The following is an 11,851-nucleotide window of genomic DNA, read 5'->3' on the forward strand; positions in this document are numbered from 1 at the left end:
ACCGCAGAACGTTGCGGTGGGGAAGGAGCCTTCCGCCCATGGAACCCGAGGTGCCGCCGCAGCGGACACCGTTGCCGAGCGACGTCATGTCGGGCCGTGTGCCGCTGGCCGTCGCGGTGGTCGACACGCACGGCCTCGTCTCGCACTGGTCGAGCGGCGCGCGACGGCTCTTCGGGGTCACCAGACAGGATGCGGTCGGCTGCCCGGCCGGTGAACTCCTCCCGGTCATCGGCGTGCTGGGCCGGGTGGAGGAAGCGGAGCGGCCCGGAGCCGGTCCCGTTCCGGACTGCGGACTCGGCGCCGAGCCCGACGGACCGCCGGGCGGGAGCCTGTCGTACCCGATGGCGGGCCGGGCCCGGATCGACGAACCGGCGCGCGGCCGGATCGACGTGCTGTGGTGGGCCTATCCGCTGGTCGGCCCGGGTTCCGAACGGCTGCTGGTGCTCGCCGCGGACGCCGGCCGGCTGGGCGGGGGCGGCACGGGCGAGGGCCGGGACACGGGGACCGTCGCCCCCGCGTTCGCACTCCACACCGACTTCCCCGGCTACCGGGAGCTGGCGGGCCGGCTGCCCGAGATCCTGCCCAGCATGAGCGTCGGCGAGGCGACCAGAATCGTCGCCCAGGTACTCGAACTCGGATACCCGGTCCTGGAGTTCAGCCACCGCAGCCAGGTCCCGGTCACCCCCGACTGGGGTGTGCCGCGACGCGACTCCGGGCACCCCGCCCGCTCCCCGCTCGGCGACGGCGAGGCAACGCCCGCTCCCCGCACCGTCCCCCGCCCCGAACTGGACCTCGAATACGCGGCGGTCCGCGAGCGGCTGGAGTTCCTCAACGAGGTCAGCGGCCGCATCGGCTCCTCCCTCGACCTGGCACGCACCATCCGCGAGGTCACCAGCGCCGCCGTGCCCCGCTTCACCGACTTCGCGGGTACGCATCTGCGTGCCGCGGTCCTGGCCGGCGAGGGCTTCCCGGACGGACCGCCCGACGTCACCACCGTCTGGCACCGGGTCTGGGTCGAGCACAACGACGAACCGGGCCGCTGGGACGACACCGTCCCCGTCGGCGAGTCCATCGCCTTCCCCGAACACACCCCGTTCTTCCAGTGCATGGTCACCGGCGAACCCGTCCTCGTCCCGTACGTCAGCGAGGAGGCGAGCAACCGGATCTCGGGCGAGTTCGAGAAACGCGACCTGCGCCCGCTGATCACCCACCGCTCCCTGCTGATCGTGCCGCTCAAGGCCCGCGACGTGGTCCTCGGCTTCATGGTTCTGATGCGCCGCCCCGGCCGTGAGCCCTTCGACGACATGGACCGCACCACCGGCGCCGAACTGGCCGCCCGCGCCGGGCTGGTACTCGACAACGCCCGCATGTACACCTTCCAGGAGAACGTCGCGGAGACGCTCCAGGACAGCATGCTGCCCCAGGTCGCTCCCCGGATGGCCGGCTGCGACATCGCCACCCGGTACCTGCCCGGCGCCCGGCTCGGCAGGATCGGCGGCGACTGGTTCGACTCGGTCAAGCTGCCCGGCTCCCGGACCGCCCTCGTGGTCGGCGACGTCATGGGGCACGGCCTCAACTCGGCGGCGATGATGGGTCAGTTGCGTACCGCCGTACTGACCATGGCCACGATGGAGATGCCACCGTCCCAACTGCTGCGCAACCTGGACGACCTGGCACAGCGCCTGGGCGAGCAGTATCTGGCGACCTGCCTCTACGCCGTCTACGACCCGATCCGCTCCGAGGTCCAGATCGCCAACGCCGGGCACATCCCGCCCGTGCTCGTCCGGGCCGAGGACGGCCGCGCCGAACTCCTGACCCTCCCCACCGGTGCCCCGATCGGTGTCGGTGGTGTCGCCTTCGAGACCGCGACCGTACGAGTGCGGCCCGGCGACCGGCTGGTCCTGTGCACCGACGGGCTGGTCGAGGTGCGCGGCCAGGACATCGGCGCCGGACTCGCCGCGCTCTGCGCCTCGGCCGCCCACCCGGCGGCCTCCATGGACGACGCCTGCGACACCATCATCCGCGCACTGAACCCGAGCGGAGGCCGCAAGGACGACGTCGCGCTGCTGATGGCCCGGCTGAACGGCATCCCGGGCGACGACGTCGCGGAGTGGCAACTCGCCCTGGACCCGCGCGAAGTGGCGCGATCACGACGACTGGTGCGCGGGAAGCTGCTCGACTGGAACCTGCCGGACGCGGTGGAGGCGGCCGAGCTGATGGTCAGCGAACTCGTCACCAACGCCGTGAAGCACGGCCGGTCCCATCACATCGTGCTCCGGCTGGTGCGCACCGGCGCCCTGCTGTGCGAGGTCAGCGACGACGAACCCGCCCCGGCCACGCTGCTCGACGCCACTTCCCACGACGAGTCCGGGCGAGGCCTGCGCGTGGTGAGCGGCCTCGCCCGCGAATGGGGCACCAGCACCACCGCGCACGGCAAGACCGTCTGGTTCGAGCAGGCACTCGGCAAGATCCCCGGCCCCAGGCCGCACACCTGGTGAAAGCCCGTCCAGGGAACGGGGGATGCCGTGCGGGGTCTTGCCCGGGCCGTCCCGGGAGGGTAGTCCGGTCCTGAGCAGGGCGCCGCGGAACACCGCACGGCGTCGCGGGACGAACGGACCGGGAGCGCGCATGGACGTGTCACAGCACTACCGCGAGGCGTGGGAGGGCTACTGGTCCGCCACCTCGGACGCGCCCGGCGAGGCGATCTGGGACTCCGACCCCTCCCTCACCTCCGTACCCCACACCGAACTGCTGCTGCCGCACGCCGACACTTCGCTGCCCCTCGTCGACCTCGGCTGCGGAAACGGCACCCAGACCCGCTACCTCGCCACCCGTTTCGCCCGCGCGATCGGTGTGGACCTCTCGCACGCGGCCGTCGAGCACGCCCGCCGGGCCGACACCGCGGGCGTCGCGGAGTTCGCCCAGCTCGACCTCGTCGACGCGGAGGCCGTGGCGGCCCTGCGCGAGCGGATCGGCGACACCAATGTCTATATGCGTGCCGTCATTCACCAGAGCGAGCCCGAGGCCAGGGCCGCCGTCGCCGCGGCGGTCGCGGCGCTGCTGGGGGAGCGGGGACGGGCCTTCGTCACCGAGCCGACCCCGGCCTCCAAAGAGGTGCTCCGGCAGGTGGCGCAGGGCCCGGACGGCCCGCCGGAGAAGCTGCGCCGGGTACTGGCCCACGGGCTCAAGCCGGCCAGTGCCACCGCGCAGGAGGTGCGGCGGCTGCTCAGGGACGCAGGCCTCACCACCCTGGACGAGGGCGCGACGGCCCTGGCCCAGACCGAGTACCTGCCCGACGGTACGCGGGTCGCGCTGCCCGCACGCTGGTTCGTGCTGGGTCCGCGGTCGGCGGCGGCCGGTGGTGCCGGCTGACGTCCTGAGGGCGGGTCAGGCGGTGGGCCTGCGCCGTCGCTCCGCGGCGGCCAGGGCCGGGCGGCGGTAGTCGGCGTCCGAGGGGTTGAGAGTGACCCCGGGCGGGACGATCTTGTCGATGCGGTCGAGGATCTCGTCGTCGAGCCGGACCTCGGCGGCGGCGAGCTGGTCGGTCAGCTGGTCGATGGTGCGGGCCCCGAGGATCACCGAGGACACCGCCGGATGCGTCGCGGCGAACGCCAGCGCCAGATGCGTCAGGGGGATGCCCGCGTCCCGCGCCACGACCAGCAGCTCCTCCACGGCTTCGAGCTTGCGCCGGTTGCCGGGCAGTTCGAGGTCGAACTTGTGCGCCACCACGCGGCGGAAGGCGTCCAGTTCGATCGGCTCGTTGCCGCGGAACCGCCCGGTCAGCCAGCCGCTGTTGAGCGGGCTCCAGGTCAGCACGCCGAGCCCGTACTTCCGTGCCGTGGGCAGCACATCGGCCTCGATGCCACGCACGAACAGCGAGTACGGCGGCTGCTCGGTGTGGAAGGGGACGTGATTGCGCCGGTCGGCGGCCCACTGGGCCTCGACGAGCTGCTCGGCGGGGAAGTCCGAGGTGCCGATCGCCATGATCTTGCCCGCGCGCACCAGATCGGAGAGCACGGAGAGCGTCTCGTCGATATCGGTGGCCGGGTCGGGGCGGTGCACCTGGTAGAGGTCGATGCGGTCGGTGCCCAGCCGCCGCAGGCTGTCGTCGACGGCCCGGGTGAGCCGGCGCCGCGAGTTGCCCCGCCGGTTGGGGTCGTCGTCCCCCATCCGGACCGGGAAGTGGCCCTTGGTCGCGAGCACCACGTCGTCACGACGGCCGTGGAGGGCCTTGCCGACGATCACCTCGGCCTCGCCGCCGGAGTACTGGTCGGCGGTATCGATGAAGTTGATCCCGCCGTCCAGCGCCGTGCGGATCAACCGGACCGCATCGTCGTGGTCGCTGTTCCCCCAGGCGCCCAGGCGCAGGGTGCCCAGGGCGAACTTGCTGACGGAGATGCCGGTGCGGCCGAGAATCCGATGCTGCATCACTGCTCCCTGATGTCGTTTCCTCACGAACGGGACGCGGAGTCGCTACTTCCCCGACGCCGAAAATCTACAACCTGCGACACAAGTGTTGCAAGTAGAGGTCGCAGAGAGGTGCTGCTGTAGCGTGTCGGCATGACGGAGCAGAAGCAGCAGACGAAACGGCCGCTCCGGGCCGACAGCGAGCGGACCGTGCGGACGATCCTGGAAGCGGCCGAGCAGGTCCTCGCGGTCAACCCGGCGGCGAGCATGGAGCAGATCGCCCGGGCCGCCGGCGTCGCCCGGACCACCGTCCACCGCCGCTTCGCCACCCGGGACGCGTTGCTGGACGAGCTCACCGGCTGGGCCGCCCGCCAGTTCGCCGAGGCCGTCGACAGCGCCCGCCCGGACGCCGCTCCACCGCTCGTCGCCCTCTACCAGGTCACCGCCAACGTCCTCCGCGTGAAGACCGACTGGTCGTTCGCCATGAACCGCACGGCCGACGAAACCCACCCCGAGGCGGCCCGCATCCACGCCGAGGTCCGCTCCACCTGCGCCCGGGTCTTCCGCCGCGCACAGGAGGCCGGCGTGCTCCGGCCCGACATCGACCTCGACTGGACCCGGCGCGTCTACTACGCCCTCATCCACGAGGCCGCCAAGGAGGGGGCGGGCGGTGGCGACACCGACGTACTGGCCACGCGCGTCGTGGACACCCTGCTGCGCGGGACGGGAGGACCGGTGGGACTCGCGGGAGCGTGACCAGGCGTGCGCGACAACGACGCGACGACGCGACGACGCGACGACACGACGGTGCGACGGTGGTGCGGCATCCGCTCGGTCCGGGAATCCGGCAGTTGATAGCGTGTTCGACGTGACGGAACTGGAAGAGCTGGTCCTGACCCCCGGCGAGCGGGCCCGGGGTGCCCGGGTCGACGGTGTGGTGTTCGAGATGGACTGGACCGGTGAGGAATCCCCGGGCCTGCTGGCGGAGTTCGTGGCCGGGCGGGTGCGGGCCTTCGGGGTGGAGCCGGTGGATGTCGACACCGATGCCGTCCACCGTGCGGCCGAGTCCGACCCGACCCTGAGGCGCGGTGACCTCCCGGTCCGTCAGCTCGGTCATCTGTCCGGTGTGCTGGCGAATCTCGGCTGCACGCTCCTTGTGTGTGACAGCGGCACCGACACCTACGAGGTACTGGTCGCGCTGACCGGAGGGCACGAGCCGACCGGACTGACGCACCAGGGCTTCCCGGTGCGGGCCTGGGGTTCGGAACCCGACGAGACCCTGGTCAGCCTGAACTGCCCGGACTGTTCGTCGATGCTGGTCTGGGAACTGGCGGCGAACCAGACCCTGGCGGACGAGCGCTGCGATTGCGGAACCGTGCTGTTCGACGCCGCCGGCCTCCCACTGCCCGGCGTCGCTCTCCACGACTGAGCCGCTCGGTTCCCCGCCCCGGGCTCATCCCCACGGAAGCCGGAAAGCCCCAACGCCGGAACGCCGGCCCACCGGGACCGGGCACCCGCCGAGTGGCAGCACGACGAATCCTTCAGCGCCGTGTCCACCAGCCGCCTTGGTTGCCATGATGGCCCGATGAACGACGACCTGAGGAACAGACCTCCGCAGGTGGGCGGCGAGCGCGCCTCGCTGACAGGCTTTCTCCAGTACCAGCGTGAGACCCTGGCCATGAAGTGCGCGGGGCTGACCGACGCGCAGCTGCGGGAGCCGGCCGTTCCCCCCTCGGGCCTGACGCTGCTGGGGCTCGTCCGGCATCTCGCCGAGGTCGAACGGTCCTGGTTCCGGAGGGTGTTGAGGGACGAGGTCGCGCCGGCGCACTGGCCGGGGCCGAATCCCGGCGAGTTCGCCGAGTTCGAGGTCGCGGACGCCGACACCGAAGAGGCGTTCCGGATCTGGCACGAGGAGTGCGCCCGCTCCCGGGCCGTCGTCGACGCCGCCGAGTCCCTCGACATCACCGGGAGTTACGGCGAGGAGGTGTTCTCGCTGCGTTACATCCTCACGCACCTGATCGAGGAGTACGCGCGGCACAACGGCCAGGCCGACCTGATCCGGGAGCGCATCGACGGCGTCACCGGCGAGTAGCCGCCGGACCGCGCCACGGAGCCCGGCGCTCGCGCGGATCGGGGCAGCAGCAGATCACGGCAGCAGTCGAGGACCCCGCTTCGCCGCCAGGTCCTCGACCCGGCCGAACAGGGCCACCGCCGCGGCGATCAGCACCCAGACGACCGCGAACTGGAACCACACGCTGTCCAGCGGCAGCCCCCGTTCGAAGGCCGGCACGTTCCACAGCAGGTCGATCAGCGGCACGCTCACCATCAGTGCGATCTCGTGCCACAGATAGACGGTCACTGCACGGGCGTTGAAGACCCTCACGATCCGGTCCGCCACCCGACGGCGGGCGAGCCACCCGAAGTCCGGCCGGAAGCGCAGGAGCAGCAGGACGAACCCCGCCGACCACAGCGCCTGGGCGAGCGGGATGTCGTCGAGGTCGTAGGAACCGTCCACCCGGTGGTGCAGGGCCCACCAGCCGCCCGCCGCCATCAGGGGCGGAGCACAGGCCAGGACGGCCGCGGGGCGCAGCCGGTCCAGGACGCCGTCCCGGTGTGCGAAACCCAGCAGCCAGCAGAACAGGAAGACCGACAGATCGCTCAGCGCGGCACCCGTACGCCCGTCCGGCACACCCCACACCACGGTCAGGAGCACGACGGGGACCAGTGACAGGGCGAGCGCGGGCAGCGGGGCGAGACGGAAGAGGCGCAGCAGGAGGGGAGACAGCAGCACGAACCACAGGTAGGTGCGCAGATACCAGAGCACCGCCCACGCCTGTTCGCCCCACGCGTTGCCGGGCGGGTCGCCCACCGGCAGCACCCAGTACAGGACGTCGGCGCCGGGCCGCCAGCCGTGCAGCAGCATCGCCACACCCAGCACCAGGCCGAACGCCCACACCGGGATCAGCAGCCTGCGCAGCCGGCCGCGGATCACCTGCGCGGCGGGCCGTTCCAGGGAACGCGCCATGAGCGAACCGGCGAGCGCGAACATGACCCCCATCGACGGGAAGACCAGCCCGAGCCACGGCCATTCAAAGGTGTGATAGGTGACCACGCGCACCAGGGCGAACGCCCGCAGCGCGTCGAAGTAGCGGTCACGGCCGCCACCCGGGGCCCCGGGGGCGCGGGGCGCCGCGGGCCCCCCGGCGTCCTCCGTCTCTGCCGTGCCCTTCGTGTCCCTCCCGTCCGCCATGTCCGCGGTGTCTGTCGTGTCCGTCATGTGCGGCGGACGCGGTGGTGCGCCCCGGCGATGTGTGCGCCGACGGTGTGCGCCCGCCATCAGCCCGACTCCGTGCCGGACGCGGGGGCGCCCACCTCACCGGTGCGCTTCAGCTTCTGCCAGCGCAGCCGGCCGCCGGTCGCGGCGGTGACACACGAGTGGATCAGCACCAGGTACATCAGCTGCCGGTAGGCCAGTTGCTGCAGGGGGAGCATCAGCAGGTAGCGGTACTTCTCGCCGTCGAGGCGGAACGCGTAGGCCGCGCAGACCAGTTGGACCAGCAGCACGGCGATCCAGGCCAGCAGGGACATCCGGAGGTCCACGAAGATCATCGCGTACAGCGTGAACACGTCGATCAGCGGAGCGAAGACGGGTGTGACGATCTGGAAGAGCACGACCAGGGGCATGCCGACCCGGCCGAAGCGGCCCGAGGGCCCGCGGTCCGTGACCGATCCGCGGTGCTTCCAGAGCGCCTGCATCGTGCCGTAGCTCCAGCGGTAGCGCTGCCGCCACAACTGCCCCAGCGACGCGGGTGCCTCGGTCCAGGCACGTGCGTGCTCGGCGTACACGACCCGCCGGCCGGCGCGGTGCAGGGCGATCGTGACGTCGGTGTCCTCGGCGAGCGTGTCCTCGCTCATTCCGCCGACCGCCAGCAGGGCCTCGCGGCGGAACGCGCCGATCGCGCCCGGGATGGTGGGCATGCAGCGCAGCAGGTCGTACATCCGGCGGTCGAGGTTGAAGCCCATCACGTACTCGATGTGCTGCCAGGCGCCGATCACGGTGTTGCGGTTGCCGACCTTGGCGTTCCCGGCCACCGCGCCGACCTCCGGGTCGCCGAACGGCTGCACGAGCCGGTGCACGGTGTCGGGTTCGAAGACGGTGTCGCCGTCCATCATCACGACGATGCCGTAACGCGCCTGACGCACACCGTTGTTGAGTGCCGCGGACTTGCCCGCGTTCTCCTGGCGGACGACGCGTACGTTGGGCAGTCCCAGCGACTCGGCTATCTCGGCGGTGCCGTCGGTCGAACCGTCGTCGACGACGATGATCTCGATCGGATGGGTGCTCGCCGCGAGGGAGCCGAGCGTGTTGGCGATGCACTCCTTCTCGTTGTACGCGGGGACGATCACGGTCACCGGTTCCGTGACCGCGGGCCCCCAGCTGAACCGGCCGCTGTTGCGTTGTCGGTGGTGGCGCCGGGCGAGGAGGAGCATCATGCCGAATCTGGCCATCACGGCGATTCCCACCACCACCAGTGCGGCGGCCAGGCCCGGCACGGTCCACTCCGCGACGGCCACCGCGGCCAGCAGGGCGCGGCCCTCCCAGCGGGTCGCGGTGTCGGCGGTCCGGTGGGCGGCCTGATCGGGGTTGCTCTGCCGGGCGTCGCCCGGGGCGGCGGGGCCGGCCGGTGCGCCCTGCGCGTGCTGTGCCGCCTGCGCGCCCGGGGCGGTCTGCGCGTTCGGGGTGCTCCGGGTCGGCTGCGTGGACTGCGCGTTCCGGGCGCCGCTGACCGTGGTGAAGGTGTACCCCTTCGCCTTCATCTTCTTGATGTACCGCGGCAGCGCCTTGAGGGTCTGGGCCCGGTCGCCGCCGGCGTCGTGGAAGAGCACCGAGGCGCCCTTGCCGTCCTTCGGAGTGGCCCACTCGACGATCTTGCTGACGCCCGGCTTCTGCCAGTCCTCGCTGTCGGTGTCGATGAAGACACTGGTGTAGCCCAGGGCGCCGAGCTTCTTGTAGACGGGCCAGCTGTAGTTGTCGATGGCGTCGTTGGTCGAGGAGTACGGGGCGCGGAACAGCGTCGTCGTGATGCCCGCGGCCCCTGCGAGGGCGAGCTGCGTCTGGGCGATCTCACGCGTGACGCGCGCGGAGCTCTGGTACGAGAGGTCGACGTGGGTGAAGGTGTGGACGCCCACCTCGTTGCCGTCGTCCACCATCCGGCGCACCACGTCCGGGTAGCGCGAGATCATCGAGCCGACCAGGAAGAACGTGCCCGGCACGTCGTTGTCGTCCAGGATGTCGAGCACCTGTTGTGTCCACTCGGGGTCCGGGCCGTCGTCGAAGGTCAGCACGACGGTCTTGTCCGGCACCGACTGCGTGCGCGCCGTGCCGCCCTCGAAGCTGAGGAAGGGGCCGCCGTCCAGGACGCTCTGCGGAACCTTGCTCGAACTGGCGTCGGAGCGGACCCGCTGGTCGTTTCCGACCTCGGCCCGCAGATAGCCGTCGAGCAGCATCACGGAGACGAGCCCGAGCAGCAGCAGAAGGGCGATGACCACCCGTGGCCGGGGAGCGGCCTGACGGCGGACCCGTCCGATCCTGCTCGGTGTGGCGTGCCGTCGCCTGCCCGGGGAACGGCCGTGGAGCATGCTCATCGGGCCGCCCCGGTGGCGGAGGCGGAGGGAGAGGAAGCGGCCGAGGGCGGCCCGCCCGCTCCGACGCCGGGCCGGGCGCTCGGCGGCGTGCCCTCCGCGCCAGGAGGCAGGTTCCCGGCCGGCCCGCCCTGCGAGGCGGGCGCGCCGTCGAACGGAAGGAGCTGCGAGGGCGACACGGAGATGCCTCCCACGAAGGCGAGCCCGAGCACGGCCGCGTAACCGGCACAGGCGACACCCAGCGCGATGCCCGCACGGCGAAGCAGTCTGGCGCGGCGCCCGGTGCTGTCCACGAATACGGGCCCCTCCTGGACCCCGGCTCCCGTCCCGGCACGGGGCTCGGGCGCTCCGGCGTGCTTGCGGCGGCGCCCGGACGGCGTCGGGTCGTTCTCGATGGAGGTGACGGATTGCATGTGCGCATGCTGGCGAACGGCGATGTGCGAAGCCTGGGCCTTTTCTGGCCGGACGCTGTGGATGGGCGGCCAACCTGTGACGAGCTGAGAGTGCGAGCGCCGCCGCGACTGTTCCGCACGCCTGTGACGCGTACCCGAAAAGCGCTGCTGGAAAGGGACTTGATGACAGTCGGCAGCGCTCTTCGGCCTCCGGCCGTGAGTTTCCTGTGAGTGGGAGCGGTACGGGCGTGTGAGAGGTTTCCGTTGTGTTCCGGTCCCTTGTCCGATGCCGTATCCGGAAACCCTTCACGAGAGCAGGTGCAAACACCATGCGGATTTCACCGAAGCGTTCGCCCGGTCGCGGGACAGGCCGCAGACGGCGTGCCGCCCCGGTCGTCGCCGGGCTGCTCGCCCTCGGACTCGCCTGCTCCGCCTGCTCGACCGGCGCGGTGGCGGACCAGGAACGGGGCGCCCGCAAGGCCCCCGGCCCCGGCGCCTCCGCCGCCACCACGGCGTACACCCCGTACGTCAGCGCCACGACCGCCGCCGCCACGGACCCGGAAGGTTCCCCCGACACGTACAACCTGGCCTTCGTCGTCGCCGACGGCGATGACTGCACCCCGCTGTGGGGCGGCACCGCGGAGGCCGGCGACCGGGTGGTGGCCTCGCGGATCGCCGCGCTCACCGCGACCGGCGCGGACGTCCGGGTCTCCTTCGGAGGGGCCGCGGGGAACGAGCTCGCACTCACCTGCGACAGTGCCCGGGAACTGGCCGACGCCTACGCGAAGGTGCTCGACGCGGTCGGCACGGACAAGGCCGACTTCGACATCGAGGGCGACGCGCTCACCGACCGGGCGTCGATCACCCGCCGCGACCAGGCACTGCGCCTCCTCCAGAAGGAGCGGGACCTCGATGTCACATACACACTGCCCGTGATGCCGGACGGTCTGGAAACGGCCGGGACCGCCCTGCTGAGCGACGCCGTGGAACGGGATGTCGAGGTGTCCGCCGTGAACATCATGGCGATGAACTACAGCTCCTCGTACGACGGTGACATGAGCGACTACGCGCAGCAGGCCGCCGAAGCGGCCCACGACCAGCTCACCGACGTACTGGGCCTGTCGGACGCCGCGGCCTGGCGGGCGCTGCACATCACCGTGATGATCGGTGTCAACGATGTGGCGGGGGAGACGTTCACCCTCTCCGACGCGGCGTCACTGCGTGCCTTCGCCGAACGCAGGGGAATCGGCGCGCTCTCCCAGTGGGCCACCTTCCGCGACCAGGAGTGCGCGGACGGGAACTCCACGAAGGCCGACGACACGTGCAGCGGGGTCGCACAGGAGGCGGGAGCGTTCGCGAAGGCACTGGCCGGATGACCACGGACCCGCCCACCGACCGCCCGCCGACAC

General features: G+C 71.6%; 10 protein-coding genes. 6 read left to right on the top strand and 4 right to left on the bottom strand.

Annotation, left to right across the window (positions count from 1 at the left end):
• Positions 1–38: 38 nt before the first annotated feature.
• Both AADR41_RS14710 and AADR41_RS14715 read left to right on the top strand, forming a co-directional pair.
• The gene (locus AADR41_RS14710) at positions 39–2,498 is read left to right on the top strand and encodes an ATP-binding SpoIIE family protein phosphatase (RefSeq protein WP_342281831.1); all 2,460 of its coding nucleotides are present in this window, start codon (positions 39–41) and stop codon (positions 2,496–2,498) included.
• Between the two features lie 130 nt (positions 2,499–2,628).
• Positions 2,629–3,372 carry a class I SAM-dependent methyltransferase gene (locus AADR41_RS14715; RefSeq protein WP_342281832.1) on the top strand — a complete coding sequence of 248 codons (744 nt, stop codon included), beginning with the start codon at positions 2,629–2,631 and terminating at the stop codon, positions 3,370–3,372.
• 15 nt (positions 3,373–3,387) lie between these two features.
• Here AADR41_RS14715 and AADR41_RS14720 read toward each other — a convergent pair whose 3' ends face one another.
• Positions 3,388–4,428: an aldo/keto reductase gene (locus AADR41_RS14720; protein WP_342281833.1), complete on the bottom strand. Its 1,041-nt coding sequence runs from the start codon at positions 4,426–4,428 to the stop codon at positions 3,388–3,390.
• Between the two features lie 132 nt (positions 4,429–4,560).
• Here AADR41_RS14720 and AADR41_RS14725 point away from each other — a divergent pair, with 132 nt between their 5' ends.
• The 3 genes from AADR41_RS14725 to AADR41_RS14735 all read left to right on the top strand — a co-directional run bounded on the left by AADR41_RS14725 (position 4,561) and on the right by AADR41_RS14735 (position 6,499).
• Complete coding sequence (locus tag AADR41_RS14725) at positions 4,561–5,163, top strand: TetR/AcrR family transcriptional regulator (protein ID WP_342281834.1); 603 nt, start codon at positions 4,561–4,563, stop codon at positions 5,161–5,163.
• A 112-nt stretch (positions 5,164–5,275) separates the two neighbouring features.
• The gene (locus tag AADR41_RS14730; protein WP_342281835.1) at positions 5,276–5,836 is read left to right on the top strand and encodes a hypothetical protein; all 561 of its coding nucleotides are present in this window, start codon (positions 5,276–5,278) and stop codon (positions 5,834–5,836) included.
• A 156-nt stretch (positions 5,837–5,992) separates the two neighbouring features.
• Entirely contained in the window at positions 5,993–6,499 is a 507-nt protein-coding gene (locus tag AADR41_RS14735; RefSeq protein WP_342281836.1) for a DinB family protein, read from the top strand.
• Positions 6,500–6,553: 54 nt separating this feature from the next.
• Here the strand turns inward: AADR41_RS14735 and AADR41_RS14740 are convergent, their stop codons facing one another.
• Genes AADR41_RS14740 through AADR41_RS14750 form a run of 3 tightly spaced genes read right to left on the bottom strand, consistent with a single transcriptional unit; the run spans position 6,554 to position 10,463 of the window.
• Positions 6,554–7,684, bottom strand: a complete 1,131-nt coding sequence (locus tag AADR41_RS14740; RefSeq protein ID WP_342281837.1) for an acyltransferase family protein — start codon at positions 7,682–7,684, stop codon at positions 6,554–6,556.
• Between the two features lie 59 nt (positions 7,685–7,743).
• Positions 7,744–10,053, bottom strand: coding sequence for a bifunctional polysaccharide deacetylase/glycosyltransferase family 2 protein (locus AADR41_RS14745; protein ID WP_342281838.1), 2,310 nt, complete (start codon positions 10,051–10,053; stop codon positions 7,744–7,746).
• Positions 10,050–10,463, bottom strand: coding sequence for a hypothetical protein (locus AADR41_RS14750; protein ID WP_342281839.1), 414 nt, complete (start codon positions 10,461–10,463; stop codon positions 10,050–10,052). Before AADR41_RS14750 ends, AADR41_RS14745 begins: the two co-directional genes overlap by 4 nt.
• 308 nt (positions 10,464–10,771) lie before the next feature.
• Between AADR41_RS14750 and AADR41_RS14755 the strand changes: the two genes are divergently transcribed.
• On the top strand, positions 10,772–11,818 hold the full coding sequence (locus AADR41_RS14755) for a chitinase (protein ID WP_342281840.1): 1,047 nt from the start codon (positions 10,772–10,774) through the stop codon (positions 11,816–11,818).
• Positions 11,819–11,851: the final 33 nt, after the last annotated feature.

This window comes from Streptomyces sp. CLV115 (assembly GCF_038448545.1).
In the GTDB taxonomy this organism is placed as follows: domain Bacteria; phylum Actinomycetota; class Actinomycetes; order Streptomycetales; family Streptomycetaceae; genus Streptomyces; species Streptomyces sanglieri.

Coding starts and splice junctions, on each gene's coding strand:
- AADR41_RS14750 (WP_342281839.1), bottom strand. CDS start 10,463: ATGCAATCCGTCACCTCCATCGAGAACGACCCGACGCCGTCCGGGCGC.
- AADR41_RS14745 (WP_342281838.1), bottom strand. CDS start 10,053: ATGAGCATGCTCCACGGCCGTTCCCCGGGCAGGCGACGGCACGCCACA.
- AADR41_RS14740 (WP_342281837.1), bottom strand. CDS start 7,684: ATGACGGACACGACAGACACCGCGGACATGGCGGACGGGAGGGACACG.
- AADR41_RS14710 (WP_342281831.1), top strand. CDS start 39: ATGGAACCCGAGGTGCCGCCGCAGCGGACACCGTTGCCGAGCGACGTC.
- AADR41_RS14715 (WP_342281832.1), top strand. CDS start 2,629: ATGGACGTGTCACAGCACTACCGCGAGGCGTGGGAGGGCTACTGGTCC.
- AADR41_RS14725 (WP_342281834.1), top strand. CDS start 4,561: ATGACGGAGCAGAAGCAGCAGACGAAACGGCCGCTCCGGGCCGACAGC.
- AADR41_RS14755 (WP_342281840.1), top strand. CDS start 10,772: ATGCGGATTTCACCGAAGCGTTCGCCCGGTCGCGGGACAGGCCGCAGA.
- AADR41_RS14735 (WP_342281836.1), top strand. CDS start 5,993: ATGAACGACGACCTGAGGAACAGACCTCCGCAGGTGGGCGGCGAGCGC.
- AADR41_RS14720 (WP_342281833.1), bottom strand. CDS start 4,428: ATGCAGCATCGGATTCTCGGCCGCACCGGCATCTCCGTCAGCAAGTTC.